General features: G+C 52.1%; 25 protein-coding genes. 17 read left to right on the forward strand and 8 right to left on the reverse strand.

Features of this window, described 5'->3' with window-relative positions; translation table 11 throughout:
- Positions 1 to 166: 166 nt before the first annotated feature.
- Both B5F35_RS13330 and B5F35_RS13335 read left to right on the forward strand, forming a co-directional pair.
- Positions 167 to 490 (forward strand): PadR family transcriptional regulator, encoded by a 324-nt coding sequence (locus tag B5F35_RS13330; protein WP_087241807.1) that lies wholly within the window; start codon positions 167 to 169, stop codon positions 488 to 490.
- Positions 487 to 1788 (forward strand): DUF2812 domain-containing protein, encoded by a 1302-nt coding sequence (locus B5F35_RS13335; protein WP_162611426.1) that lies wholly within the window; start codon positions 487 to 489, stop codon positions 1786 to 1788. Before B5F35_RS13330 ends, B5F35_RS13335 begins: the two co-directional genes overlap by 4 nt.
- A gap of 228 nt (positions 1789 to 2016) precedes the next feature.
- Here the strand turns inward: B5F35_RS13335 and B5F35_RS13340 are convergent, their stop codons facing one another.
- Complete coding sequence (locus B5F35_RS13340) at positions 2017 to 2448, reverse strand: flavodoxin (RefSeq protein ID WP_087241763.1); 432 nt, start codon at positions 2446 to 2448, stop codon at positions 2017 to 2019.
- Between the two features lie 34 nt (positions 2449 to 2482).
- On the reverse strand, positions 2483 to 3055 hold the full coding sequence (locus tag B5F35_RS13345; protein WP_087241765.1) for a DUF3793 family protein: 573 nt from the start codon (positions 3053 to 3055) through the stop codon (positions 2483 to 2485).
- A 386-nt stretch (positions 3056 to 3441) separates the two neighbouring features.
- On the opposite strand from B5F35_RS13345, the gene B5F35_RS13350 reads away from it, so the two are divergent.
- A complete protein-coding gene (locus tag B5F35_RS13350) occupies positions 3442 to 5112 on the forward strand; it encodes a M23 family metallopeptidase (protein ID WP_087241767.1) in 1671 nt (556 codons plus the stop codon).
- Here B5F35_RS13350 and B5F35_RS13355 read toward each other — a convergent pair.
- The gene (locus B5F35_RS13355) at positions 5105 to 5434 is read right to left on the reverse strand and encodes a hypothetical protein (protein WP_087241769.1); all 330 of its coding nucleotides are present in this window, start codon (positions 5432 to 5434) and stop codon (positions 5105 to 5107) included. The genes B5F35_RS13350 and B5F35_RS13355 overlap by 8 nt on opposite strands.
- A 60-nt stretch (positions 5435 to 5494) precedes the next feature.
- Between B5F35_RS13355 and murA the strand changes: the two genes are divergently transcribed.
- The 3 genes from murA to rlmH all read left to right on the forward strand — a co-directional run bounded on the left by murA (position 5495) and on the right by rlmH (position 8115).
- Positions 5495 to 6778, forward strand: a complete 1284-nt coding sequence (murA, locus tag B5F35_RS13360; RefSeq protein ID WP_087241771.1) for a UDP-N-acetylglucosamine 1-carboxyvinyltransferase — start codon at positions 5495 to 5497, stop codon at positions 6776 to 6778.
- Positions 6779 to 6839: 61 nt separating this feature from the next.
- The gene (locus B5F35_RS13365; RefSeq protein ID WP_087241773.1) at positions 6840 to 7634 is read left to right on the forward strand and encodes an MBL fold metallo-hydrolase; all 795 of its coding nucleotides are present in this window, start codon (positions 6840 to 6842) and stop codon (positions 7632 to 7634) included.
- A gap of 1 nt (position 7635) precedes the next feature.
- On the forward strand, positions 7636 to 8115 hold the full coding sequence (gene rlmH, locus B5F35_RS13370) for a 23S rRNA (pseudouridine(1915)-N(3))-methyltransferase RlmH (RefSeq protein WP_087241775.1): 480 nt from the start codon (positions 7636 to 7638) through the stop codon (positions 8113 to 8115).
- 60 nt (positions 8116 to 8175) lie between these two features.
- On the opposite strand, the gene B5F35_RS13375 is transcribed toward rlmH, so the two are convergent.
- Together B5F35_RS13375 and gdhA are read right to left on the reverse strand one after the other, a co-directional pair.
- Positions 8176 to 8952: a PHP domain-containing protein gene (locus B5F35_RS13375; protein ID WP_242969530.1), complete on the reverse strand. Its 777-nt coding sequence runs from the start codon at positions 8950 to 8952 to the stop codon at positions 8176 to 8178.
- 117 nt (positions 8953 to 9069) lie between these two features.
- Positions 9070 to 10401, reverse strand: coding sequence for an NADP-specific glutamate dehydrogenase (gdhA, locus tag B5F35_RS13380; RefSeq protein WP_087241777.1), 1332 nt, complete (start codon positions 10399 to 10401; stop codon positions 9070 to 9072).
- A 380-nt stretch (positions 10402 to 10781) separates the two neighbouring features.
- Here gdhA and glnA point away from each other — a divergent pair, with 380 nt between their 5' ends.
- The 6 genes from glnA to guaA all read left to right on the forward strand — a co-directional run bounded on the left by glnA (position 10782) and on the right by guaA (position 19593).
- Positions 10782 to 12113, forward strand: a complete 1332-nt coding sequence (gene glnA / locus B5F35_RS13385) for a type I glutamate--ammonia ligase (protein ID WP_087241779.1) — start codon at positions 10782 to 10784, stop codon at positions 12111 to 12113.
- 17 nt (positions 12114 to 12130) lie between these two features.
- Entirely contained in the window at positions 12131 to 12973 is an 843-nt protein-coding gene (gene dapF, locus B5F35_RS13390; protein ID WP_087241781.1) for a diaminopimelate epimerase, read from the forward strand.
- Positions 12974 to 13339: 366 nt separating this feature from the next.
- Positions 13340 to 14770, forward strand: coding sequence for an adenylosuccinate lyase (gene purB, locus B5F35_RS13395; protein ID WP_087241783.1), 1431 nt, complete (start codon positions 13340 to 13342; stop codon positions 14768 to 14770).
- Between the two features lie 90 nt (positions 14771 to 14860).
- Positions 14861 to 16138, forward strand: coding sequence for an adenylosuccinate synthase (locus tag B5F35_RS13400; protein ID WP_087241785.1), 1278 nt, complete (start codon positions 14861 to 14863; stop codon positions 16136 to 16138).
- A 32-nt stretch (positions 16139 to 16170) separates the two neighbouring features.
- Positions 16171 to 17997, forward strand: a complete 1827-nt coding sequence (gene glmS / locus B5F35_RS13405; protein ID WP_087241787.1) for a glutamine--fructose-6-phosphate transaminase (isomerizing) — start codon at positions 16171 to 16173, stop codon at positions 17995 to 17997.
- A gap of 63 nt (positions 17998 to 18060) precedes the next feature.
- Positions 18061 to 19593 carry a glutamine-hydrolyzing GMP synthase gene (gene guaA, locus B5F35_RS13410; protein WP_087241789.1) on the forward strand — a complete coding sequence of 511 codons (1533 nt, stop codon included), beginning with the start codon at positions 18061 to 18063 and terminating at the stop codon, positions 19591 to 19593.
- A gap of 137 nt (positions 19594 to 19730) precedes the next feature.
- On the opposite strand, the gene B5F35_RS13415 is transcribed toward guaA, so the two are convergent.
- The gene (locus tag B5F35_RS13415) at positions 19731 to 20693 is read right to left on the reverse strand and encodes a hypothetical protein (protein WP_087241791.1); all 963 of its coding nucleotides are present in this window, start codon (positions 20691 to 20693) and stop codon (positions 19731 to 19733) included.
- A gap of 4 nt (positions 20694 to 20697) precedes the next feature.
- Complete coding sequence (locus B5F35_RS13420; protein ID WP_087241793.1) at positions 20698 to 21231, reverse strand: helix-turn-helix domain-containing protein; 534 nt, start codon at positions 21229 to 21231, stop codon at positions 20698 to 20700.
- A gap of 303 nt (positions 21232 to 21534) precedes the next feature.
- On the opposite strand from B5F35_RS13420, the gene B5F35_RS13425 reads away from it, so the two are divergent.
- The 5 genes from B5F35_RS13425 to B5F35_RS13445 all read left to right on the forward strand — a co-directional run bounded on the left by B5F35_RS13425 (position 21535) and on the right by B5F35_RS13445 (position 25038).
- Entirely contained in the window at positions 21535 to 21729 is a 195-nt protein-coding gene (locus tag B5F35_RS13425; protein ID WP_087241795.1) for a helix-turn-helix domain-containing protein, read from the forward strand.
- A gap of 2 nt (positions 21730 to 21731) precedes the next feature.
- Positions 21732 to 22805, forward strand: a complete 1074-nt coding sequence (locus B5F35_RS13430) for a site-specific integrase (protein WP_087241797.1) — start codon at positions 21732 to 21734, stop codon at positions 22803 to 22805.
- A 2-nt stretch (positions 22806 to 22807) separates the two neighbouring features.
- Positions 22808 to 23143: a plasmid mobilization protein gene (locus B5F35_RS13435; RefSeq protein WP_087241799.1), complete on the forward strand. Its 336-nt coding sequence runs from the start codon at positions 22808 to 22810 to the stop codon at positions 23141 to 23143.
- Positions 23133 to 24308 (forward strand): AAA family ATPase, encoded by a 1176-nt coding sequence (locus B5F35_RS13440; protein WP_087241801.1) that lies wholly within the window; start codon positions 23133 to 23135, stop codon positions 24306 to 24308. Before B5F35_RS13435 ends, B5F35_RS13440 begins: the two co-directional genes overlap by 11 nt.
- 484 nt (positions 24309 to 24792) lie before the next feature.
- Positions 24793 to 25038: a DUF6061 family protein gene (locus B5F35_RS13445; RefSeq protein WP_087241803.1), complete on the forward strand. Its 246-nt coding sequence runs from the start codon at positions 24793 to 24795 to the stop codon at positions 25036 to 25038.
- Between the two features lie 53 nt (positions 25039 to 25091).
- Here the strand turns inward: B5F35_RS13445 and B5F35_RS13450 are convergent, their stop codons facing one another.
- Positions 25092 to 25403: a helix-turn-helix domain-containing protein gene (locus tag B5F35_RS13450; protein WP_087241805.1), complete on the reverse strand. Its 312-nt coding sequence runs from the start codon at positions 25401 to 25403 to the stop codon at positions 25092 to 25094.
- Between the last annotated feature and the right edge of the window lie 74 nt (positions 25404 to 25477).

A 25477-nucleotide genomic window follows, 5' to 3' on the forward strand; every position in this document is an offset into this window, starting at 1 on the left:
CTTTTTTGCTTGACAATATCGATATTCGATGATATAGTAAAGATAGAAATAACGATATTCGATATTGTGCCGTACAGGTTCCGCTTGTGTAAGGAGCCGACGGAAACGGTTTTCAGGGTGGGCGGGGTGCGCCGGTCAAAAAGTGTGTGGAAAGAGGGTGGAGCAGGTGCCGAGGGAAAAATTCCAGACGCTGACGGAGCAGATGTTTTATATTTTGCTCAGTCTGCGGGAGGAGCGCTGTGGAGCGGATGTGATGGAAGAAGTGTCAGCTGTCACAGGGGGACGCGTGACTGTGGGACCCGGTACGCTCTATCACCTGTTGGATCAATTTCTGCACGATGGCATGATTGAGGAAATGGCGGCAATCGGAAGAAAGCGGAGCTATCGTTTGACGGAAAAGGGGCAAAGGCTGCTGGAGGAGGAATACGGCAGATTGTGCGCCCGCGTGGAGGATTACCGGCGATGGATGCGGAAGGAGGGAGAGCAATGAAAGAAAAACAATATAAGTATCGGATAGAATCGTATCAGCTGTTTGAATATCAGGCGGTGGAGGAGCATTTGGAACGGATGGCGCGGCGTGGCTGGCAGCTTGAGCAGGTGGGAAATTTCTTCTGGAAATATCGCCGTGAAGATCCGCGTGAAACATCCTATGCTGTGACCTATCTGCCGGAGCTTTCGGCATTTGATCCCGAGGTTACCCCAGCTTCCCGCACGCTGGACGAGTATTGTGAAGAAGCGGGCTGGGAGAAGGTGTGCGATTGGACCCAGATGCAGATTTACCGCACCGATCAGGCAGATCCCGTTCCGCTTGAAACGGACGAATCGGTTCGCCTGCGGGCGATCCGGCGCTCTCTGCGCAAATCCTATCTGCTTCCTCTGGGCGTTTTACTTCTTCTCTTGCTGTGGATTTTCATTTCCCTTGTATCGATCCGGGGCTCGAGAGCGGTTGCTTTTTTCAGTGAACCGGACTCGCTGTTTTCTGTGTGCGTGACTTCGCTTGCGTTTGTCATGGTTGTGGTGCATCTGCTGGTCTACGGTGTGTGGGTCCTGCGATCGGCGCGTTCTGTGGCGCATGGCGGTCTGTGTGCTGCCAGCCGGTTCTGCTATCGGTTTGACAACGCTTTTCTGGTGCTGGTTTTGCTGCTGCTGGCGGTTTATATCATAGGAGCCTTTGCTTCTGGACAGGGAGGCCCAGCCGCTTATTTTCTTCTGTATGCTTCCTGTATTCTCGTTATGATCGCGGCTCTGGGTTCTCTGCGGCGGCAGCTGCGTCAGGAAGGAGTTTCCCGCTGGGGGAACCGTACCGCTGTGATTCTGGTGGATGTGGGGATGGCGCTTGCGGTGGGTGTTGTGATGTCGTTTGCCACGGGATGGCTGCGCCAGGCGCCGTCGGAACCGCGCCAAATTGTCCGCGCGGAGTCTCTTGCCAGTGTTCCGTCAGGCAACAGCTGGGACGATCTTTGGGATGGCAGTACCTCTCCGCTGCTGTCGTTCCAGAATGTACGCCAGTATGAGATGCATCCGGGAGAAGATTTCCTTTTCTATCGGGTCTATGAACCGCATTTGTCCGCTCTTTCTCCCTGGTGTGTGGATCAGCTTTTAACCGATGACGCTGTATCGTGGAGGGAAGAGGCTGCCGGTTCCCTGCCTGTGGACAAAGTATATCATTTTTCCCATTCGGATGGAGACGAGAGCTGGCTTCTGGTTGGGAACGAACGGATTCTGTGTGTGGATTCCAGCTGGACACTGACACAGGAGGATCTGGCCGTCCTCTACGAAAATGCTTGAATTATAGCTGTTTCGATGGTTTCCTGAAACAGGAGAAAGATATGGATATAAAAAGCAGGCAGACACCTAAAAGCGTCTGCCTGCTTTTTGCCGCTTCCCATCCGGGAGCGGCGGCTATTATGGAGGGAGGAAAGAGATCAAAATCGCGGCCCGGACGGCAACAAAAAACCTGCAACCGGCAGCCATCCGGCGGGGAGCCGCGAGGATACAATCAAAAGAGAAAAGGGATTACATTCCGGCCAGAGCGGCGCCGAGTTCTTCACACTGGGAAATCCCGTCGCCGTCAGGTGCGTTCTGAACGATGAGACCCTCACCGCCGCACAGGGCGGCCCCTGCGGCGATCACGCGGTCCTGCCAGTCACGCATCCATTGGCCATCGCCCCAGCCGTAGGAGCCAAACAGGGCGATCTTTTTGCCGGAAAGGCTTGCTTCCAGATCGGAGAAAAAGGGTTCGAATTCCCCTTCTTCCAGCACTTCGTCGCCCATTGCGGGGCAGCCGAGAGCCAGAGCTTCATATGCGGCCGCATCAGCCGCAGAGATTTCCGATACCTGTTTCAGTACGGCTTCCTTTCCAACCTTCGCAATGCCATCCGCTACGGAATGTGCCATGCTTTCTGTGTTGCCGGTACCGGACCAATAAATGACAGCAATCTGATTCATACAAAACCTCCTGTTGTTTTAAAAGATTTTTCACTTATGCTGCGAAAAGAGGCAGACTGAGAAGCTGGGAAACGGTGTGCCCTTCCTGATAGGCCTTGCAATAGGCTTCGCGGCAGTGATCGTATTGCGCGAACAGCTGCTTGGCCTCCTCCACGTTGAAGTAGACCTTCCAATAGCCGCACAGCAGGCACGGCGCGGGAATTTCTCCCAGAAATGCGAGAACATCGCGCGGGGGATATCCCAGAAACAGTCCAATTTCATGCGGAAAGCCGTTTGTTTGCCGCAGACGGCGGCGAAGATGGTGCAGGATCCGGGAAAGAGAATCCTGCGGATAGCCAAACCGGGTCAGGCAGCCGCGCACTTCGTTTTCTTCCAACCGCTGCTTCAAAAGCCGGGGTCTGTAGACAAGCAGAAGAAAGTGCTGGCTGCAGCGGCAGACAGTTTCAAATATAAGGCCCTCTGCTTGAAAACGGCGGGAGTATGCCCGTGCGATCGAGGGAAGCTGAGGGTATGCTTTCCTGGAAAAGGAAAGCAGGGCGGCAGGCTTGATCCCCGCTAAGACTGGCGCTGCATGGGAAACGAGTGTCTCTTCAAATGATGGACGCATAGGCTGCCTCCTTTGTTAGTTTTAACTAACCACATGGAAAAGAAAAAAGCGAATAGAATTCGCTGGCTGTGTAAGTTGGTTAGCTTTAACTAACTTACGTGCATTAGAATATCATATTCTAATCCTGTTGTCAACCTTTTTATGCAAAATTTTTGTTGATGGATAGAGGCGCATACCATTTTGCTTTTTCCAGCTTTTTACCAGATTTCAGATTGTGCATGCCGAGATGGTAGGGAAAATGTTAAATAATTTTGAAAAGGGTTGCAAGAGTGTAATCTTTGTAATATGATAAATACATTGATTACAAAGCTGTAACTTTATTGAATGCAGGAAGGCCCCTGTATCGGAAAGCCTGTTTTCCGATAAGGAGAAGGGAGCGAAAGGATTTGTCTCAGAAAAAAGGAACTGCCAGGCTGGTGCGTCTGTCGCGCATGTTATATTTGGTCGGCATTCAGTCAATGCGGATTCTCAAGCGCTGGAAAAGACGGACAGCCCGTTTTCTGCGTCCCGTCGGACGCTTTTTGTCCCGCGTCTGGCAGGCCACAGGCGGACGCTGGATAGGAAAACTTCGCAAAGAACTGCGTTCTGTGCGGGAGGGCTTTTCCATTGCGAGGAAACGTTTGAAAAGTGCGAAGGAAAAGGGTGCTCTGCCTGTGGTGAAGGAATCCTTCTCTGTAGCGGGGAAGGGCGTAATCCGTCATCGGAATATCTGGTGTACTTTTTTGAATATCGCGGCTCCGGTTGCAGCGGTTTGTGTTTTGCTGGCAACGGTGCGCTACTGGAATTCTCTTGAATTCGGCCTGAATCTCACTTACAACGGTGAGATGATTGGTACAATTGAAAATGAGAAGGTGTTTGAGCAGGCAACAGAGATGGTGAGCCAGCGTATGGTTCACGACGCATCCGAACAGAATGAAAGCATGGCCCTGACACCTGTGTTTTCCCTCACGGTTTCCGACAGTGAAAGCTATACAGTGGCTGACGCAGTCTGCAATAAGATCATTGAGCAGTCGAATGGAATCATTGAGGAAGCGACGGGCCTGTATATTGACGGTGAGCTGATTGGCGCGGTCAAGAGCAGCGCCGATCTCAGCCATATTCTGGAAGGGATTCTGGATGAGGCGAAGGGGGATGACGAGGACGCCACCGCTGTCTTTGCACAGACGGTAGACAGTGTAACGGGATTGTTTCCCACCTCAACGGTCATCAGCTCTCAGGAGATGGAAAGTGAGCTTACCGCAACCTCTCAGAAGGCTGTAACTTATGTGGTGCAGGAAGGCGATACGGCCATTGATATCGCGCAGAAAAATAATATGTCTTTGGAGGAGCTTGACAGTCTCAATGCCGGTGTGGCGGATGGAATGCTCCACATTGGAGATGTGCTCACCCTCCAAACAGCGGTATCGCGCCTGGAAGTGCAGATTGTTAAAACGGAGACGTATCAGGAGGCACTGCCGTATAAGACTATCACGCAGACAGACGACTCCCAGTATACCGATTACAGTGAGGTGATCACAGAGGGAAGCAAGGGTGTGCAGGAATGTGTCGACCGCGTTACCTATGTGAACGGTGTTGAGATTTCAAGAGAAAATGTCTCCACAACGGTCCTGACGCCCGCTGTGGATCGGGTGGTGGTTACTGGAACCAAGGAACGTCCGAAGAACTCCGGTATCGGTACAGGCAACTTTATCTGGCCCTGTCCTTCGCTCCATGTGATTACAACGTACTATGAATATAGATGGGGTTCCTTCCACGCGGCTCTGGATATTTCGGGAGGAAGCGCATACGGCAAGCCGATTGTTGCCTCCGACAGCGGAACAGTGACAGCGGCGGGATATTCTGGAAGCTACGGCTATCGCGTGATCATCAACCATGGAAACGGGATGCAGACACTTTATGCGCATTGCAGTGAGCTGCTGGTCTCTGTCGGGCAAAAGGTGAACCAGGGCGAAACAATCGCTCTTGTGGGCAGCACCGGAAATTCGACCGGAGCGCATTGTCATTTTGAAATTTATGTCAATGGCTCGCGGGTGGATCCGCTGCCGTACGTCACTTGAAATTAAATTTCATTTTACGGCGCTTTCTCTTTGGAGAAAGCGCCGTTTTTACCCTTTTTTCAGAAATTATTCCGGCTCTTGGTTGACATTTTCCGGTCAGTGTATTATCATCTAAAAGTATGAGGATTTGTTTGTGCGAAACTACAGGAATCCTCTTTTTCAAAAGGATTTTGCCTAAGAAGTTCCGGCGGTTTCCATGCAGACTGCCGGTTTGTTTTCCTGTTCGGATGAGATACCAGGCAAAGCCAGCGGGCTGAGCCCTCTTTGATCCGGGGAAAACGCTTGAAATATAGAATCTTTCTTTTCTTGATATAAATGACATAAATATTTTTTCTTTCTGGACGCATCATAACTGTGATTAAAATGATGGGAGCGTGCCGCATTGGATAAATTTGTAATTAACGGTGGCCGCCGTCTGACGGGCGAGGTTCTGATCAGCGGAGCGAAAAATGCCGCCGTAGCGATCATTCCGGCTGCGATTCTTTCCGACGGCGTGTGCCGTATTGAAAATATTCCGAACATTACCGATGTTTCTTCGATTATTCACATTTTGCAGGATATGGGAGCCAAGATCCGGACGGTAGGACGTTCTGCGATTGAAATTGATTCCTCCACCGTGAGCACCTGCGTTGCCCCATATGAGTTGGCCCGCCATATTCGCGGATCGTATTATCTGCTCGGCGCGCTGCTGGGGCGCTTTCACCACGCGGTGGTGACAATGCCGGGCGGCTGTAATTTTGGCGTACGCCCGATCGATCAGCACCTCAAGGGCTTTGCCGCGCTGGGAGCTTCCTATAGCCTGGAAGGCGGCATGGTGGATGTCAGCTCTGAGGAGCTGACAGGCAACAGCGTATATCTGGATGTCGTTTCTGTGGGCGCCACTATGAATATCATGCTGGCTGCCGTTCGCGCAAAAGGAACGACGGTGATTGAAAATGCGGCCAAGGAGCCGCATATCGTCGATCTGGCGAATTTCCTGAATTCCATGGGCGCGGATATCCGGGGAGCAGGCACGGATGTGATTAAGATTTACGGCTGTTCCTATCTGCGCGGGACGACGTATTCCATTATCCCCGATCAGATTGAGGCTGGGACTTATATGGTGGCCGCGGCTGCAACCAGCGGCGACGTTCTTGTGAAAAACGTGATTCCGAAGCATTTGGAGTCTATTTCCGCCAAACTGGAGGAGATGGGCGTGACCATTGAAGAGTTTGACGATGCTGTCCGTGTAACGCGCAGCGGAAGCTTGAATAAATGCAACATCAAGACGCTGCCGCACCCCGGCTTCCCGACCGACATGCAGCCGCAGATCGCGGCCCTGCTGTCCACGGCCAAGGGGACGAGCATCATCAATGAGAGCGTTTGGGACAACCGGTTCCGCTATGTGGAGGAGCTCAAGCGCATGGGCGCGCAGATCTCGGTGGATGGCCGCCTGGCTGTGATTGAGGGTGTGGATCATCTCAATGCGGCTCCTGTCAAAGCGACCGACCTGCGCGCGGGCGCGGCGATGCTGGTGGCTGCTCTGGCTGCAAGGGGGACCACGCAGATTGAGGATATTCAGCACATCGAGCGCGGCTATGAGGATGTGGTTGAGAAGCTGTGCAGCCTTGGTGCGGATATCAAGCGCGTGCATGTTCCGGAGGTTTCAGTTCCCTGCGCGATTTAAATAATCTCCGGGGAACCAATAATATTTTTTGCAATTTTTTACGAAAGGATTCTGCGGTGGTATGGCGCGATTTTGTCCTCTTTTCAGCGGCAGCAGCGGAAACTGCTATTATATTGGCTCCGCTGAACATGGCGTCCTGATTGATGCGGGAAAGAATGCAAAGCAGATCACGGAGGCTTTGCAGCGCTGTAAGATTCCGATTCACGCGATTGAGGGCATTTTTGTTACCCACGAGCACAGTGACCATGTAAGTGGTCTGCGAGTGTTTGCATCCCGCCACAAAATCCCGGTTTATGCCTCTAACGGTACCATGGCGGCATTGCAGGATATGGGAATTCTAAACGGAAAGTTTCCCGCAAACGCGCTTTCCCTGGAAGGCATGGAGTGTGCGGGGATGTACATAAAGCCGTTTCATATTCCGCACGATTGTGCGGAGGGCTATGGCTACCGTCTGATGACGGAGGATGGCCGGGGCGTTTCCATCGCCACGGATCTCGGTTATATGACAGCGGAAATCCGGGAAGCGGTAACCGGTTCCGATCTGATCGTGCTGGAATCCAATCATGACATCGGGATGCTGCGCAACGGTCCATACCCCTATGCGCTCAAACAGCGGATCCTTTCGGGGATGGGGCATCTGAGCAATCTTTCCTGTGCGGAGGAGCTGTGCCGCTTTGTGCGCACCGGGACCACACGTTTCTGGCTGGCACATTTGAGCCAGGAGAACAATACACCGGAGCTTGCGTACCAGACTTCGCTGTGCAGTCTGACCATGGCGGGCATGAAGGAAAATCTGGATTATCAGCTTGCTGTCGCTCCCCGCAGCAATGACGCGGGAAAGGTGATGATTTTCTGAGATGATGACTGTCAGCCTGATCTGTGTCGGGAAGCTGAAAGAAAAATACTGGCGGGATGCTTGTGCGGAATATGAAAAGCGCCTTGCCGCTTTCTGCCGGTTTCGGATAGTGGAGCTGCCGGAAAGCCGCTTGCCGGACAATCCATCTGCGGCGCAAATTGAGTCGGCACTGGCAGAGGAAGGGAAGAAGATTCTTGAGACGGTGGGGAATGCCTATTTGGCCGCGCTGTGCATTGAGGGCAAGGAGCTTTCCTCCGAGGAACTTGCCGCTTCGCTGCAAACGCTTTCCGTTCAGGGGACCAGCAGCTTTGCTTTTTGCATCGGCAGTTCGTTCGGGCTTTCCCCGGAAGTCAAGCAAGCGGCCCGTATGCGCTTGTCCTTTTCGCGGATGACGTTTCCGCATCAGCTGGCACGGGTGATGCTGTGCGAACAGCTGTACCGGGCATTCCAGATCAACACAAATGGAAAATATCATAAATAAAGCACAACCCGATGAAGCGTTGTTCTCATCCGGGTTGTGCTTTGTTCTTTTGCCGCTTTCTTATACTTGCAAAATAGCTTGCAGCTTTGCAATATTTGCCCCCGCATCTTCCGGTTTATGGGCATCCGAAGCGCAGCGGATCTCAACATTTTTGCTTTTAAATATATGCAGCATGGTTTGATTCATACCGAGTTCCTCAAATCCATAATTCAAAGCAAGACCGCCGCTTTGTTCCGCATACATATGATGTGCTTTTAATTCGTCGGCTAGTAAACGGTAGATGTCGGTAAAATCCTGTGTCGGATAATGGTGGAAGCACTTTATGGAATCGGGATGCGCGACCCCGGAAAACAAACCGCTTTTTACCAGCCGGAGCATCAGCTGATAATAGTTTGAGTAAATGTGTTCCGTATCGATGTTGTTCCAGAATTCCGCTTTATGGTCAAATCCGAATCCGTCCACCCAGTGAATGGAGCCTACCGAAAAATCAAATGGAAAAGATCGCAGGATATCGCCGATCAACTTTTCGTACTCAGGAAAATAGCACACCTCAAGTCCCCATTTTATTTTTATGGGGAATGTGATCGTTCTCATTTCGGTAATGAGTGTTTGGAAATCTTTGATCGAAAGGGTTGCTTTCTTTTTGTACCAGTTTTTCTGATACTCGCTGTATTCACAAATGGAAGTATACATAGGGGCGAACTCTGCAAAACGGTGGGAATGCTCCAACAGATAAATTTCATCCATTCCCATGCGGATCGCTTGCTGCACAAATTGGTCAATCCATTCTTTTGTATAGGGGCCTTTTTCAATGTGAATATGTACATCGGTCATCATCAGACCTCCTCCCGATTCCTTGTCTGCGCCATATTCGGAAACAAAAAAGGGCTCCCGATTTTGCGAATAACCGGGAGCTCTTTTTGTCGCTTTGTTTGTTGGGGAGGGGAAACGCAATCAGATTGCGCCTTCCGCGATCATGGAGTCGGCAACCTTCAGGAAACCGGCAATGTTCGCGCCGACCACATAGTTCTTCGGGAAGCCGTATTTCTCGGCAGCGTCGGAAGCCTGATTGAAGATGTTGACCATGATGCCCTGCAGCTTCTGATCAACCTCCTCGAAGCTCCAGGAGAGACGCATGCTGTTCTGAGTCATCTCAAGAGCAGAGGTGGCAACACCGCCGGCGTTGCTGGCCTTGCCGGGAGCAAAGAGAACGTTGTTCTTCTGCAGGTACTCGGTGGCCTCGATGCTGGTGGGCATGTTGGCGCCCTCCGCGACCGCGATCACGCCGTTGGCTACCAGAGCCTTCGCGTCGTCAATAAGCAGCTCGTTCTGCGTGGCGCAGGGAAGAGCAATGTCACACTTGACGCTCCATACGCCTTTGCCCTCATGGTACTCAGCGTTCGGACGATAGTTCTTGTACTCGGTAAGGCGGGCTCTCTTGACTTCCTTGATCTCCTTGATGGCGTTGAGATCGATGCCCTCAGCGTCATAAATCCAGCCGGTGGAATCACTCATGGTGACAACCTTTGCGCCAAGCTGCTGCGCCTTCTCGCAGGCGTAAATAGCCACGTTGCCCGCGCCGGAGATAGCGACCACCTTGCCGGCCATGTCGAGGCCGTTCTTCTTCAGCATGGCCTCCGTGAAGTAAAGCAGGCCGTAGCCGGTGGCCTCCTTACGGGCCAGAGAACCGCCGTAGGTCAGGCCCTTGCCGGTCAGCACGCCCTCGTAGGCGTTGCGAATGCGCTTGTACTGGCCGAACAGATAGCCGATCTCGCGGGCGCCCACGCCGATGTCACCGGCGGGTACGTCGGTGTCGGGGCCGATATGGCGGTACAGCTCCGTCATAAAGCTCTGGCAGAAGGCCATGACCTCACGGTCAGACTTGCCCTTCGGGTCAAAATCAGAGCCGCCCTTGCCGCCGCCGATGGGCAGGCCGGTCAGGGAGTTCTTGAAGATCTGCTCAAAGCCGAGGAATTTGATGATGCCAAGGTTAACGGAGGGATGGAAGCGCAGGCCGCCCTTGTAGGGGCCGATCGCGGAGTTGAACTGTACACGGAAGCCGCGGTTGACCTGAACGTTGCCGTTGTCATCCACCCACGGAACACGGAACATGATCTGACGCTCCGGCTCCAGCAGACGCTCCAGCAGGCCTTCCTTCTGATACTGCGGATTCTTCTCGATCACGACCTCCAGAGAATGAAGAACCTCTGTGACGGCCTGATGGAACTCGGGCTCGCCCGGGTTCTTCTGAATTACCTTTTCCAACTGTTCGCTAACATAGGACATAGTCGCTTACCTCCTGTACAGAACTCTGGCGCTGGTGTTCAGCGTTCCATTTAGATTGATATGTTACAAGTTTATCACACAAATATTCATTTATCAATATTTAAAAGGAAAAAAATTGAATTAATTTTCATTTTTTGCAGGAAAAATATTTTTTGTTGCAAAAAGTTTGGAAAGAAACGGATTTCTGTTTCCACATCTCCCTATTTTTGTGCACAAATCTAAATCAGGATACGGGGTGTAAAAATGATTGACACCAAAATAAAAATATAATAGAATGAAAACGCATATTGGATGTGTGCTGCTGGCTTAACAAGGAGGCTTCCGACTCGATTCTGCCGACTCGACCCCTTGTTATTTTCTTTTTAGGAGGGCGTAAGCAAATGGCCAAATACACCAAGGAAGACATCCTTCGGATTCTGGAAGAAAACGACGTCAAGTTTATCCGCCTGCAGTTTACCGATATTTTCGGTACGCTCAAAAACGTCGCCATCACCAGAAGCCAGGCGCGAAAGGCGCTGGATAACGAGTGCATGTTCGACGGTTCGTCCATTGAGGGCTTTGTGCGCATTGAGGAATCCGACATGTATCTGCAGCCGGATCTGGACACCTTCTGCCTGCTTCCGTGGCATACGCAGCATGGCAAAATTGCGCGCCTGATCTGCGACGTGTATAAGAAAAACGGCGAGCCGTTTGAGGGAGATCCTCGTTACATCCTGCGGAAAACCTTGCAGGAAGCGGCAGACATGGGGTATACCTTCAATGTAGGCCCGGAGTGTGAGTTTTTCCTTTTCAACACCGATGAGCACGGCCATCCCACCACGGTCACGCATGACACCGCGGGCTATTTTGATATGGGTCCGTCCGATCTGGGGGAGAGCTGCCGCCGTGAGATCTGCCTGACGCTGGAAGAGATGGGATTTGAGATCGAAGCCTCCCATCACGAGTGTGCCGTCGCGCAGCATGAGATTGATTTCAAGTACAGTGACGCTCTCAGTGCGGCGGATAACATTCTCACCTTTAAAATGGTTGTAAAATCCGCAGCCGATTCCCATGGCCTTTGCGCCACCTTCATGCCCAAGCCCCTGTTCGGGCAGGCAGGATCCGGAATGCATACCAACATGAGCCTGTTCTCGAACGGCAAAAACGCGTTCTATGATCCGGAGTCTCCCACGGGCCTGAGCCGCATTGCGTACAAATTTATTGCGGGCATTCTCGCCCACATTCGCGGCATGAGCGCGCTGACCAATCCGCTGGTAAACTCCTACAAGCGTCTGGTGCCCGGCTATGAGGCTCCCTGCTATATCGCCTGGACGGCGAGCAACCGCAGCGCTCTGGTGCGCGTCCCCGCTACGCGCGGAATGGGAACGCGTGTGGAGCTGCGCTCTCCCGATCCGGCCTGCAATCCGTATCTGGAGCTGGCTGTTTTGCTGGCCGCCGGTCTGGAAGGCATCCGCAAGGATATGACGCCGCCCGAGCCGGTTTCTGCGAATATTTATGATATGAGCGAGCAGGAGCGTCTGGAAAACGGCATAGAGAATCTGCCCTCAACACTGCTGGAGGCCATCAACTATATGAAGGCGGATCCGTTTATCCGCGAAGTGCTCGGCGACCATGCCTATGACAAGTACACCGAGGCCAAGAAGCTGGAATGGGATGAATATTCCACCCGCGTTTCCCAGTGGGAGATCGATCGATATCTGAGCAAATTCTGAGGAAGGGGAGAGCTTCCTTGAAATTTACGAAAATGCACGGCATAGGCAATGATTACATCTATGTCAATTGCTTTGAAGAGGAAATTCCGGCGGATCCCGCCGCTCTTTCCCGGCGGTTAAGCGACCGTCACTTTGGAATCGGTTCGGACGGGCTGATCCTGATCCGCCCCACGGAGAACGGCGACGCCATGATGGATCTCTACAATGCCGATGGCTCCCGCGCCATGATGTGCGGCAATGGAATCCGCTGTGTGGGCCGCTATGTGTATGAGCGGGGGATCGCGAAAAAAGAGACGCTGCGCATTGATACGCTCAGCGGTGTGAAGACGCTGCATCTGGATGTTGCGAATGGAACGGTCCAATCCATCGAGGTGGATATGGGAGAGCCTGTTTTGGAGCCTGCCTCCATTCCGGTCCTTCTCCCCGGAGAACGAGCGGTGTCCGTTCCTGTTGAGATGGGAGACGATGTCTTTTCCGTCACCTGTGTCTCCATGGGCAATCCGCACTGCGTGCTGTTTGTGGAGGACGTGGACGCGCTTGATCTGGAAGAATTGGGGCCCCGCTTTGAATGGAACCCCCTGTTTCCGCAGGGAGTCAACACAGAATTTATCCAGCCCTTGCCGGACGGCAGCCTGAAAATGCGCGTCTGGGAGCGCGGCTCCGGGGAAACCTGGGCCTGCGGCACCGGCGCCTGCGCGTCTGTTGTTGCCGCCTGCCTGTGCGGAAAGGCGAAAAGGCGATCGGTCGTCCATCTGCGCGGAGGAGATTTGGCGATCCACTGGCGGGAAGAAGATAACCATGTGATGATGCACGGCCCCGCTGCCTTCGTGTTTGATGGAGAAATTGATTTGTCGGAATGAGAATTGCAAGCGGAAAGGAGAGGAGAAAATTGCCGGAGAGAAAAGAAACCCGCTGGATGAAAAGTGCGTTGTGCCGCCAGGGGAGAGCCCGGCTCTTTTTTCCGCATCTGTCTGCTGCCCGGGCGTTCGGGAACAACAAAACAACTGGTGGGAGCCTCCTCCTGGAACAGGTTCCCTGACAGAAAAAGGGAATTGTCGGCGGAGCAGCGTATCCATACGTCTGTTTCGGGGCAATTTTCTTTTTTGCTTTTCTGATAAATTTGAGTTGCGTTAGCCTTGGAGTTTGTTTGAAGATGGAAAAGACCATGCGCATGATGTTTCAAATAAACCTTTGAATTGGAAAATAAAAAATGGAGCGTGAAAGGTATGCATACAAATTATGAATCTCCGTTTTCCTCCCGTTATGCGGATGAAGAGATGAAATATCTCTTCTCGGAGGAGAAAAAATTCCGCACCTGGCGCAAGCTTTGGATTGCTTTGGCGCAGGCAGAGCATGAACTGGGGCTTCCCGTCACCCAGGAGCAGATCGATGAGCTGACGGCTTACCAGGACGACATCAATTATGAGGTTGCCCGGGCAAGGGAAAAGGAAGTCCGCCACGATGTCATGTCCCATGTTTACGCTTATGGCGTGCAGTGTCCGAAGGCTAAGCCGATCATTCATCTCGGCGCTACATCCTGCTATGTGGGAGATAACACGGATATTATCATTATGACGGAAGCGCTCCACCTGGTGCAGAAGAAGCTGGTGCTTGTCGTGCGCGCACTGTCCCGCTTCGCGGAGCAGCATAAGGATCAGCCGACGCTGGCCTTCACGCATTTTCAGCCCGCTCAGCCCACGACGGTCGGTAAGCGTGCAACGCTCTGGATTCAGGATCTGCTGATGGACTTGGAAGACGTGGAATATCAGCTTTCCAAGGCCAAGCTGCTTGGCTCCAAGGGAACGACGGGAACGCAGGCAAGCTTCCTGGAGCTGTTTGATGGTGATTATGAAAAGGTGCGTGAGCTGGATCGGAAGATTGCAGAGAAGATGGGCTATTCGGCCTGCTTTGCCGTTTCCGGTCAGACGTATTCCCGTAAGCTGGACAGCCAGATCCTGTCCGTTTTGAGTGGGATCGCCCAGAGCGCCGCGAAATTCTCCAACGATATCCGCCTGCTTCAGCATCTCAAGGAGGTGGAGGAGCCGTTTGAGAAGAATCAAATCGGTTCTTCCGCGATGGCGTACAAGCGTAATCCCATGCGCACCGAGCGTATGGCTTCCCTGGCCCGCTATGTCATTGCCGACAGCCTTAATCCGGCAATGACCGCTTCGGCCCAGTGGTTTGAGAGAACACTGGATGACTCCGCAAACAAGCGCATCAGTGTGCCGGAGGCATTCTTGGCAGTAGACGCCATTCTCAATCTGTACCGCAATGTTACCGACGGTCTTGTGGTTTATCCGAAGGTGATGGAGCAGCGTCTGCGCCGGGAGCTTCCCTTCATGGCAACGGAGAACATCATGATGGACGCGGTCAAGCGCGGCGGCGATCGCCAGCAGCTTCATGAGCGGATCCGTGTACACTCCATGGCGGCTTCCCGCGTGGTCAAGGAAGAGGGCGGTGAAAACGATCTGCTGGAGCGGATCGCAGGCGATTCCCTGTTCGGTGTTACGCTGGAAGAGCTGGAGAAAATGATGGAGCCTTCCCGTTATGTTGGATGCGCTCCGCTTCAGACGGCAGGATTCCTGCATGATGTGGTGGAGCCTGTTCTGGCCAAATACCAGGAGATCGCAGAGGAAACGCCGGAGATCAACGTGTAAAATACCTTTGTCCGTATTCCATTTTACAGCGGACAGGCACACAGAAAATCAAACCGGCATATATTAGGAAAGGGAAAAGGTGCTTTCAGTATGGTAACTGCAATCGTTGGAGCCAATTGGGGCGACGAAGGAAAAGGAAAAATTACAGACGTCAAGGCAGCGCAGTCCGATATCGTGATCCGGTATCAGGGCGGCAGCAACGCGGGACATACAATCATCAATCCTTACGGAAAATTTGCCCTGCATCAGCTGCCTTCCGGTGTGTTTCACGGTCATATTCTCAACATCATCGGAAACGGTGTGGCTCTGAGCCCGGAAAAGCTGGTTGGTGAGCTCAAGGCGTTGGAGGACCGTGGAGTACCAAAGCCGCATGTTCTGGTGAGCAATCGCGCACAGGTGGTTATGCCGTACCATGTGACGTTTGATACGTTGGAGGAGGCTCGCCTGTCCTCCAAATCGTTTGGCTCCACCCGTTCCGGCATTGCTCCCTTCTATTCCGATAAGTTTGCGAAGATCGGATTCCAGGTCAGCGAGTTGTTTGAGGAGGAGTCTTTGCTCCGCGACCGTGTCGAGCATGTGCTGGCGATCAAAAATGTCCTTTTGGAGCACCTGTATCATCAGCCGCCTTTGACGGTTGATGAGGTCTTTGAAAAGCTGATGGAATACAAAGAGATGCTCGCTCCGTATGCGGCTGACACCTTCTCCATTCTGCACAACGCGGTGAAGGAAGGCAAGCGCATCCTGCTGGAAGGCCAGCTTGGTTCTCTGAAGGATCCCGATTTCGGTATTTATCCGATGGTCACTTCCAGTTCAACTCTGGCGGGCTATGGCGCGGTGGGAGCCGGTTTGCCGCCGTATGAGATCAAGGAAATCATCACGGTGGTAAAAGCTTACTCCAGCGCTGTGGGAGCCGGTGAGTTTGTCAGTGAGATCTTTGGAGAAGAAGCCGACGAGCTGCGCCGCCGCGGCGGCGATGGCGGCGAGTATGGCGCGACCACGGGCCGTCCGCGCCGTATGGGCTGGCTGGATCTGGTGGCTACCCGCTACGGCTGCCAGGTGCAGGGAACGACCGCGATTGCTATGACGGTTCTCGACGCTCTGGGATATCTGGATGAAATTCCTGTGTGTGTGGCCTATGAGCTGGACGGAAAGAAGATTGACTATTTCCCGCCCACCTGCGATCTCAAGCGCTGCAAGCCGGTGCTGAAATCCATGCCGGGCTGGAAGTGTGATATTCGTGGAATCCGCAGCTATGAAAAGCTTCCGGAAAACACGCGCCGTTACATTGAATTTGCGGAGCAGCAGATTGGGGTTCCGGTTACGATGGTTTCCAATGGCCCATCCCGTGATGATATCATTTACCGCTGAGGAGGAGTCCTCAGGAAGGAGCCAAGGATTTTATGTGTGGTATAGTTGGATATGCAGGTGAGGTGCAGGCAGCACCGGTTCTTTTGAGCGGTCTTGAGAAGCTGGAATATCGCGGCTATGATTCCGCGGGGCTGGCTGTTTATGACGGAAAGACCGTGCATGTTGCAAAGGCAAAAGGACGCCTGCAGGTGCTCCGTGAAATGACGCAGGACGGCGCGCTGGTTCCCGGTGTGATTGGCATCGGTCACACCAGATGGGCGACGCACGGCGCGCCGTCGGATGTGAATTCCCATCCGCAGGTGAGCGATTCCGGAAAATTCGCGGTGGTTCACAACGGGATTATTGAGAATTATCTTCAGCTCAAGGAAAAGCTGATGAAAAAGGGCGTCACCTTTGTTTCGGAAACCGATACGGAGGTTGTGGCGCAGCTGTTGGAGTATTATTATAAGGGCGACATCATTGACGCTGTGATCCAGGTGCTCCGGCGCGTGGAGGGTTCCTATGCCCTCGGCGTTCTGTGTGAGGACGCGCCGGATCAGATTGTCGCGGTGCGCAAGGACAGTCCGTTGATTGTGGGGCTGGGCCAGGGAGAGAATTTCATTGCTTCCGACGTTCCGGCCATTCTCAGCCGCACACGTGATATTTACCGCTTGCAGGACAATGAGATTGTGATTCTGAAAAAGGATTCCGTCCAGGTTCTCAATATGGATAGGGAGCCGGTGGAAAAGCAGATCACTCATATTGACTGGGATGTTTCCGCGGCGGAAAAAGGCGGCTATGAGCATTTCATGGCCAAGGAGATCATGGAACAGCCCAAGGCGGTGCGCGACACGATCTCGCCGCGCCTGCGGGATGGCCGCGTGGTCTTTGATGAAATTTCCCTGACCGCAGAGCAAATTCAGTCGTTTTCCAAGATTTTTATTGTCGCCTGCGGTTCCGCTTATCATGTCGGCGTGGTGGCGAAATATGTGCTGGAACAGACGGCCCGGATTCCCGTGGAGGTGGACGTCGCCTCCGAATTCCGGTACCGTCAGCCGATTCTCGGTAAGGATACGCTGGTACTTGTGATCAGCCAGTCGGGAGAAACAGCGGATACGCTGGCCGCTCTGCGGGAAGCAAAGCGTTTGGGAGCCTATACGCTGTCAATTGTCAACGTGGTGGGAAGCACCATCGCGAACGAATCCGACGACGTGATCTACACCTGGGCGGGCCCTGAAATTGCCGTCGCCACGACTAAGGCGTACAGCACGCAGCTGGCGGTTGTGTATCTCCTTACCATCTATCTGGCGGATCTGCTGGGACGGCTGACTCCGGAGCAGTACGCGGAGTATGTGAAGGAGCTCGAGGCGCTTCCGGAAAAAATGGAGAGCATCCTGCAAAATCGCGCTAATATCCAGTATTTAGCCTCCCAGTTCTTCAATGTCCGGGATGTGTTCTTTATCGGCCGCAACCTCGACTATGCCATGTCGCTGGAAGGCTCCCTGAAGCTCAAGGAAATTTCTTATATCCATTCCGACGCCTACGCTGCCGGTGAATTGAAGCATGGAACAATCAGTCTGGTGGAGGACGGCACGCTTGTCGTGGCTCTGGCGACGCAGAAGAGTCTGTTTGAAAAGATGATGAGCAACATGAAGGAGGTCAAGGCGCGCGGAGCTGTTGTGCTTGGCGTGACGACGCAGGAGCAGACGCAGATCGAGAAGGAAGCGGACTATGTGTTTTACATTCCCGATGCCTGCCCGATGATGCTGCCCTCGCTTTCCGTGGTGCCGCTCCAGCTCTTTGCCTATTATGTGTCGTCCATGAAAGGCTGCGATATTGATAAACCCAGGAATCTTGCAAAATCCGTTACCGTGGAATAATATGGCTCTTAGCATGTGATGATATTCCAGGTGGCAGAGAACACAATCATTTGGAGGAAACCTATGAAAAATGAAGCGGTTCTGATTCTGGACTTCGGTGGACAGTACAGCCAGCTGATTGCCCGCCGCGTCCGTGACCTGAACGTGTACTGTGAAATTAAGCCGTATCGCATGACGGCCGCCGAAATTCGGGCGGCTGGGTATCGCGGTGTCATTTTTTCCGGCGGACCGAATTCCGTCTATGGAGAAAATGCCCCTGTCTGTGATAAGGAGATTTTTGATCTCGATATTCCTGTGCTGGGAATTTGCTACGGCGCTCAGCTGATGGCGTACAGCCTTGGCGGCAAAGTATCTCCCAGTGAGATTCGTGAATATGGCAAGACGCCGGTTCGTTTTGAAAAAAGCATCCTGTTTGACGGACTGGAGGACAGCTCTGTTTGCTGGATGAGCCATACCGATTATATTGCAGAGGTTCCGGAAGGCTTCCGTGTGACAGCGGTCAGCGATGACTGTCCCACAGCGGCAATGGAGTGTGCTTCGCGTAAGCTGTATGCATTCCAGTTCCATCCCGAAGTGGAGCATACTGTCTTTGGCGGCGATATGCTGCGCCGTTTTCTGTATGATATCTGTGGCTGTACGGGTGATTGGCGTATGGATGCCTTTGCTGCCGAGAGCATCCGTTCCATCCGGGAAAAAGTGGGAGACAAGAAAGTGCTCTGCGCGCTTTCCGGTGGAGTGGATTCCTCTGTGGCTGCTGTACTGATGCACAAGGCGATTGGGAAAAATCTGGTGTGCATTTTCGTGGATCACGGTCTCCTGAGAAAGAACGAAGGGGACGAGGTCGAGCGTGTATTCCGCCGCCAGTTTGATATGAACCTGATCCGTGTCAATGCAAAGGAGCGTTTCCTGCAGCGCTTGGCTGGTGTCAGTGATCCGGAGCGCAAGCGTAAAATTATTGGAGAAGAGTTCATCCGTGTGTTTGAGGAAGAGTCCTCCAAGCTTGGTAAGATTGAGTTTCTCTGCCAGGGAACCATTTATCCCGATGTGGTGGAGAGCGGTACAGGAGAAGCAGCCGTGATCAAGAGCCATCACAACGTGGGCGGCCTGCCGAAGGACATCGGCTTTGAGGGCATTTTGGAGCCGCTGCGCGATCTGTTCAAGGATGAAGTTCGCCGTGTGGGATTGGAGCTGGGAATTCCCAGTCCGATGGTATGGCGTCAGCCCTTCCCGGGACCAGGTCTTGCAATCCGTGTGCTTGGCGCTCTGGATGAGGAGAAGCTGGAAATTGTGCGCGAAGCAGACGCCATTTTCCGCGAGGAGGTTGCCGCTGCCGGTCTGGAACGCTCCATCAGCCAGTATTTCGCTGTTTTGACCGGCGTTCGTTCCGTCGGCGTGATGGGGGATGGGCGTACCTATGATTATACCGTTGCCCTGCGCGGTGTTACCACAGCGGATTTCATGACGGTTGACTGGGCACGTATTCCGTATGACGTATTGGAGAAGGTGTCCAACCGCATTGTCAATGAAGTCCAGCATGTTAACCGTGTGGTCTACGATATCACAAGTAAACCCCCGGCCACCATAGAGTGGGAGTAATTTCAGAAGTCCGGAAAAGCCTGATTTCACTGGGTTTTTGAGGGGTTAAGGCCCTTCGTGGCAACGATTTGGCAACACTTTTTCATTATTCATAAAAAGAGAGCTAACTGATTTTGATTAGTCAGTTAGCTCTCTTTTTATTTTACAATTTTCATTCCCTTGAGAAAGAGAAACACATCGTCTGTTTTATTTGAGTAAGGAGGACACATATTTACACTTATTATGTAGTTCCTAATAGATCGATTTCTCTTCTCGGAGTTTGCTGATAATTTGACGTTTGGAATTTGTGACCAACGTTTTAATAGTTCTTTTTCAACTGCTATATAATCAGCTGCAAACAAGTCAAAATGATTGATAATTCGTATTAAAATGTCATAAAATCCAACAACACCCCGCAGATAGAGTTTGAAGGGATTTCCTTGAACAGTTGGCTCAATTTTTGGGAATTCTTTGAGCCCGCAGTCAGTTTTGGTGAGAGCTTTGATCGCATTATAGCTTTTCTCAGTAGCTGCGGTGAAGTTTACATCACCATGGGCGCAGCAATTTCGACAACTTTTGAAATATTTATAAGTTAATCGAAGATTTTCGATGTAATTATCTTGTCTCTCGGCAGTGAATTCAAAGCTTCCAGATAATGTTGACTTTTGCTCAGCCTTTAATTGTTTTACATAAGTGTCAAAGAAGCCAGCTTTGAAATCAGCTTTAATTTTATCGCCTAATGTATACGGCTTTTTGTGAGCTCTTTTGGGATAAATTATTTGCTGTAGTACATTCTTAGAAATTGTTGCCTCTACAAATGTATCAACCCATGTATCAAAGATAGCAGTTGCATTTATAAGCAATAATTTTGCAATATATTGTTCTTCATATTCCCAACTTAACTCTATCGCAATTTGTTTTGGGTTAAGGCCATGAATGGTTAGGCCTTGCACCAAATTGTCCTTGACTTCCTCCTCAGTAGCATCAGGATGTTCAGCATAATATTTTTGTGCATCTCTCCGTAAGTTCCAAAGGCCTGCATCAAGAGCCCATACCATATCAAAAGTTTTAGTTATTTCTTGGCACGCTGCATAGGTCGATTCAAACATTGAATTTGCCATGATATCACTCCTGGGAATTATTTGGAATTTTAATTGTCTCTGTCAGCATGTCGCTTAGTCTTTGTGACATAACCTTTACTTGTTTTTGGGTCTGATCAAATTCCGGGTAGTGGTAGCGCCACTTGTCGTAATCCTCTTTGGAGATTTCTCCGGCCTCCAGCATGGCTGCGGCCTGTTGCCAGGAACAGAGCATCTCATGCAGCCGGGCGGCATCCTTATTCTTCCGCACATCCACCTTCAGGCAGACTTCTCCATCTGTTTCGCTGATTTTGAGCCCGTAGTTGTCCTCCAGGGTAAACAAGGTGTGCATCAGCCCCACATAGGAGTCTATATCCGGGACAGAGAGGGCATGGGGCGAGACATCCAGTACCTGGGCTAGGGCAGCAGTAAGGTCTGCCTTAGGGGTTCTTGATCCTGTTTCATATTGAGCAAGGCGCACATCAGCGGACTTCTCCGGGAAGCCCAGCGCCATGCCGAGATATTTCTGTGTCATCCCCCGCAGGAGACGGAAAAAGTGAATCCGTTCGCCAATCGCCATATCATCCACTCCAATCGTTGATTGTCTTTAGGGAAAGCGTAGCAGAAATGCTTAGTAAAGTCAAGAGAATACTAAACAATTTTATTTAATTTATTTTGCGCGCCACAATTGACATAAGCTAATATGCTTAGTATAATGACAATAGACTAAGCATAATAGCTTAGAATCAATAAATAAAAAAGAACTGCTACGATTCATCGGTTATACATCCGGGAAAAAAGTGGCGGACGAAAGTGAGGAGGCATTTATGGAACACAACATCCAACCGCAGCAGCCATCAATGAAGAAAGGAAGGTATTTTCAATGCAGGCACAAAACTTTATGCGCGTGGAGGAAGTGGCCCAAGAGCTGGGCATCTCCAAGTCCCACGCCTACAAGGTAATCCACAAGCTCAATGCCGAACTCCGGGACAAGGGCTATGTGACCATCTCCGGGCGGGTCAATCGGAACTTTTTCATGGAGAAGTTTTGCTACGGCAAGACGGGAAAGGAGGGCTAATCATGGCGGTCTACAAAGAAGAAAAGACGAATACTTGGCGGGCGGTCTACCGCTATACTGACTGGAATGGCGAGCGCAAGCAGACCCAGAAGCGGGGCTTCAAGACCAAACGGGAGGCACAGGCCTGGGAGCGCGAACAGCTCAACAAGGCCAGCGCTGATCTGGACATGACCTTCAAGAGTTTCGTGGATCTCTACACGGCGGATATGAAAACCCGGCTCAAGGAGAACACCTGGGCTACCAAGGACCATATCATCCGCACCAAGCTGCTGCCCTACTTCGGCAGACTGAAAATGTGCAACATTACCGCCCAGCAGATTATCACTTGGCAGAACGAGATGCTGAACCATAAGGACGAGAACGGCAAGCCCTACTCGCCGGTGTATCTGAAAACGGTCCACAATCAGCTCAGCGCCATCTTCAACCACGCGGTTCGGTATTACAACCTCCGGGAAAATCCCTGCAAGAAGGCAGGCAGCATGGGCAAAAAGAAAAACCGGGAGATGATGTTCTGGACCAAGGAGCAGTACCTGAAATTTGCCGAGGTGATGATGGACAAGCCGCTATCCTTCTATGCCTTTGAGATGCTCTACTGGTGCGGTATCCGAGAGGGGGAACTGTTGGCGCTGACTCCGGCGGACTTTGACTTTGAGAAGCGCACTGTGTCTATCAACAAGTCTTATCAGCGGCTGAACGGCCAAGACCTGATTACTACCCCCAAGACGGAAAAGAGCAATCGGGTCATCACCATGCCGCAGTTTCTGGCCGAGGAAATCCAAGATTACATCAAGATGCTCTACGGGATCGGGCCGGATGATCGAATGTTCACCGTCACCAAGAGCTATCTCCACCGGGAAATGGACCGGGGAGCCAAAGAAGCGGGAGTGCCGCGCATCAGAATCCACGATATTCGTCACAGCGCGGTTTCACTTCTGATCGACATGGGGTTCTCTGCCACGGCCATCGCGGACCGGGTGGGACATGAGAGCATCGACATCACTTACAACTATGCGCATCTGTTTCCGTCCAAGCAGGCGGAAATGGCGGATAAATTGAACATGGAAAGGAGCAATTAAAAATGTCAGCAAAGAATTTGGATAAGCACAACCGTTGGAGGAACAAGACCGTGGCTTTTCGGGTCTCCCCGGAGGAGGACGCCCAGATCGAGACGGCGGTGAAGCTCACCGGCCTGACCAAGCAGGACTATATCATCCGACGGCTGCTTTGCCGGGATGTGGTGGTCCAGGGCAACCCCAGGGTCTACAAGGCCCTGCGGGACCAGCTGGCCGCCGTGCTGGACGAGCTGCGCCGGATCGAAGCTGGGCAGGGCGTAAACGGCGAGCTGCTGGACACCATCCAGATGATCGCCACCATTATGAACGGGATGCAGGAGGATTTTGCCTATGACCGATGATAAAAAGAAAATGACCGCCCAGGGCTCATCTGTTGGCGCAGATGATGGGCAGTCAATCTCTCAAAATTCCAAGACCACTATACCAGACCCGGACGAAAAAAGCAATTCCCCCGAAAGAGATTTGGAGGAACTTTACCGGAAGATGGGCCGCATGAGCGACCCGGCATACCTCTATACTGTGACCCTGGACGAGCTGATGGACAATGTGTTCGAGGGCAAGTCCGCGGTGATTGAGAACCTGCTCTATACAGGAGCGTACATCCTTGCCGGAGCGCCGAAAATCGGCAAGTCCTTCCTGGTGGCGCAAATCGCCCGCCATGTCAGTACCGGGCAAGAACTGTGGGGCTACAAAGTCCACCAGGGAACCGTCCTTTATCTTGCCCTAGAAGATGATGAGAGCCGTTTGCAGCGCCGGATGTTCCGCATGTTTGGTGTAGAGGGAACAAGCTCCCTGCATTTTGCCACCAGCGCCAAGATGATCGGCGGTGGCCTGGATGAACAGTTGGAAAAGTTCGTCCGGGAACACAGTGATGCCAAGCTGATTATTGTGGATACCCTGCAAAAGGTTCGGGAAGCGGTGAGCGACAGCTACAGCTATTCCAGCGACTATGAGGTGATCGGCAAGCTGAAGCAATTTGCCGATCGGTATGGGGTCTGCGTCCTGATCGTCCACCACACCAGAAAGCAGCCTGCGGGAGACAGCTTTGAGATGATTTCCGGTACAACCGGCCTGCTGGGCTGTGCAGATGGTGCGCTCCTGATGCAGAAGGAGAAGCGAACAGATAGCAAGGCCACCTTGGAGGCGGTAGGCAGAGACCAGCCGGATCAGCGGCTGTATCTGAGCAAAGACCAAGAGAACCTGGTTTGGGGTCTCGACCATGCAGAGAATGAGCTTTGGAAGCAGCCTACGGACCCGGTACTGGAAGCTGTGGCGAAGATCGTATCTGTTGATAACCGAGAATGGGAAAGCAGTCCCACTGAGCTGGCCCAGGCGATTCAAACGGATATGGCAGTGAACCGGCTCACCAAACATCTGAATGTGAATGCCAGCCGCCTGCTGGAAGAACATCAGGTGAAGTACGAGAATAAAACCAAACACGCTGGACGGCGTATCCGGCTGACCTACATTGTGGTGGAAGCACCTGCGTTTGAAGTAATCGAGTAAAGCGCGACGCTCGCAACGGTCGCGACGATGTTTTGAGGGGTACTCCCAGCACCGTTGCGACCGTCGCCACCGTCGCGGAAAGGAAAAACCGGGGCGATATTTTGCCACCCCATCTTTCCAGGGCTACGTTGTTTCACGGTAGCTCCCGAAACGATACGGGTGGGTGGAACAACTTGTTCCATAGGGTACGTCGCGTTTCATGACGTACCGGTTAGAGAAGGTTACAGCGTTTTGGCATATCCCTCAGAAGCGTTCGGAGAACGCGCAGCCACAGAATGAAATTCTGTGTTCAAAAGGGGGCTTGGGGGCATTGCCCTCAACAAGCAGACGGCAGGAAATGTGAGTGTGTATTAACACTCGCATTGCTTGCCGGATTTGTGTGTGGCTATCCACACGCATTGCTTGCGAATATCCCAAATAACCGAAACGGTCCTTGTGCCGCTGCGGAGAATGAGCCGAAATTTAACATTGGGAGGTAACGAGCATGAGAAAGATTGTATCCTGTGAGTTTAACATGGACACCGCCTGCGTGGAGCTGCGCCTGGAAAAAGGAGCGCTACTCTCCATCGACTGCACCACCGTGGAGAACGAGGTGGCAAACAGCATGTACCAGCGGTCGGAGCTGGACTGGCTAATCTACAACGATCCGCTGGCCTATGCCGAACTGATTTTGAATGGTGAGCCAGAACTGTATCTAAAGGCTGTGACGGAGAAACACCTGTTAGGCTGACACAAAAAATCCGCCAGAAGCAACATCTTCAAGATGTGCCTCTGACGGATTTTTTACATCTTATCAATCAAAGCAAATACAACGGCCTGCTGTTCTTCACTTAGTCTTGACCAGCGTTCCAGAAGTTTTTTCTGCGCCTCAGTCAAGGAAACAGGTGCATCTCCTTCTGCAAACAGCTGAGACAGCGTAATACCAAAAGCTGTGCAGATTTTCTCCAGAGATGGAATGGTCGGAACCATGTTCTTACGATACCACGAGGAGATCGTGGATTGCGGTAAACCGGAGCGTTCTGCAAGCTGATACTCTGTCCAGCCCCGTTCCTCCCGATATGCGGTTATAACCGAGAGAATATCCTTCACCTGCATCACTCCTTTGCTTGTGTTCTTCGTAAATTATACTTTGATAAATCGTTGTGATTTAATCATTTATATCGTATAAT

Origin of the sequence: Anaeromassilibacillus sp. An200, assembly GCF_002160025.1 — a bacterium.
Taxonomy (GTDB): domain Bacteria; phylum Bacillota; class Clostridia; order Oscillospirales; family Acutalibacteraceae; genus Caccousia; species Caccousia stercoris.

What these genes read in the sequence shown, in the direction of transcription:
- B5F35_RS13335 (WP_162611426.1), top strand. Translation starts at nt 487, where the DNA reads ATGAAAGAAAAACAATATAAGTATCGGATAGAATCGTATCAGCTGTTT.
- B5F35_RS13340 (WP_087241763.1), bottom strand. Translation starts at nt 2,448, where the DNA reads ATGAATCAGATTGCTGTCATTTATTGGTCCGGTACCGGCAACACAGAA.
- B5F35_RS13345 (WP_087241765.1), bottom strand. Translation starts at nt 3,055, where the DNA reads ATGCGTCCATCATTTGAAGAGACACTCGTTTCCCATGCAGCGCCAGTC.
- B5F35_RS13355 (WP_087241769.1), bottom strand. Translation starts at nt 5,434, where the DNA reads ATGTCATTTATATCAAGAAAAGAAAGATTCTATATTTCAAGCGTTTTC.
- B5F35_RS13365 (WP_087241773.1), top strand. Translation starts at nt 6,840, where the DNA reads ATGGCGCGATTTTGTCCTCTTTTCAGCGGCAGCAGCGGAAACTGCTAT.
- rlmH (WP_087241775.1), top strand. Translation starts at nt 7,636, where the DNA reads ATGATGACTGTCAGCCTGATCTGTGTCGGGAAGCTGAAAGAAAAATAC.
- B5F35_RS13375 (WP_242969530.1), bottom strand. Translation starts at nt 8,952, where the DNA reads ATGATGACCGATGTACATATTCACATTGAAAAAGGCCCCTATACAAAA.
- gdhA (WP_087241777.1), bottom strand. Translation starts at nt 10,401, where the DNA reads ATGTCCTATGTTAGCGAACAGTTGGAAAAGGTAATTCAGAAGAACCCG.
- glnA (WP_087241779.1), top strand. Translation starts at nt 10,782, where the DNA reads ATGGCCAAATACACCAAGGAAGACATCCTTCGGATTCTGGAAGAAAAC.
- purB (WP_087241783.1), top strand. Translation starts at nt 13,340, where the DNA reads ATGCATACAAATTATGAATCTCCGTTTTCCTCCCGTTATGCGGATGAA.
- B5F35_RS13400 (WP_087241785.1), top strand. Translation starts at nt 14,861, where the DNA reads ATGGTAACTGCAATCGTTGGAGCCAATTGGGGCGACGAAGGAAAAGGA.
- glmS (WP_087241787.1), top strand. Translation starts at nt 16,171, where the DNA reads ATGTGTGGTATAGTTGGATATGCAGGTGAGGTGCAGGCAGCACCGGTT.
- guaA (WP_087241789.1), top strand. Translation starts at nt 18,061, where the DNA reads ATGAAAAATGAAGCGGTTCTGATTCTGGACTTCGGTGGACAGTACAGC.
- B5F35_RS13415 (WP_087241791.1), bottom strand. Translation starts at nt 20,693, where the DNA reads ATGGCAAATTCAATGTTTGAATCGACCTATGCAGCGTGCCAAGAAATA.
- B5F35_RS13420 (WP_087241793.1), bottom strand. Translation starts at nt 21,231, where the DNA reads ATGGCGATTGGCGAACGGATTCACTTTTTCCGTCTCCTGCGGGGGATG.
- B5F35_RS13425 (WP_087241795.1), top strand. Translation starts at nt 21,535, where the DNA reads ATGCAGGCACAAAACTTTATGCGCGTGGAGGAAGTGGCCCAAGAGCTG.
- B5F35_RS13430 (WP_087241797.1), top strand. Translation starts at nt 21,732, where the DNA reads ATGGCGGTCTACAAAGAAGAAAAGACGAATACTTGGCGGGCGGTCTAC.
- B5F35_RS13435 (WP_087241799.1), top strand. Translation starts at nt 22,808, where the DNA reads ATGTCAGCAAAGAATTTGGATAAGCACAACCGTTGGAGGAACAAGACC.
- B5F35_RS13440 (WP_087241801.1), top strand. Translation starts at nt 23,133, where the DNA reads ATGACCGATGATAAAAAGAAAATGACCGCCCAGGGCTCATCTGTTGGC.
- B5F35_RS13445 (WP_087241803.1), top strand. Translation starts at nt 24,793, where the DNA reads ATGAGAAAGATTGTATCCTGTGAGTTTAACATGGACACCGCCTGCGTG.
- B5F35_RS13450 (WP_087241805.1), bottom strand. Translation starts at nt 25,403, where the DNA reads ATGCAGGTGAAGGATATTCTCTCGGTTATAACCGCATATCGGGAGGAA.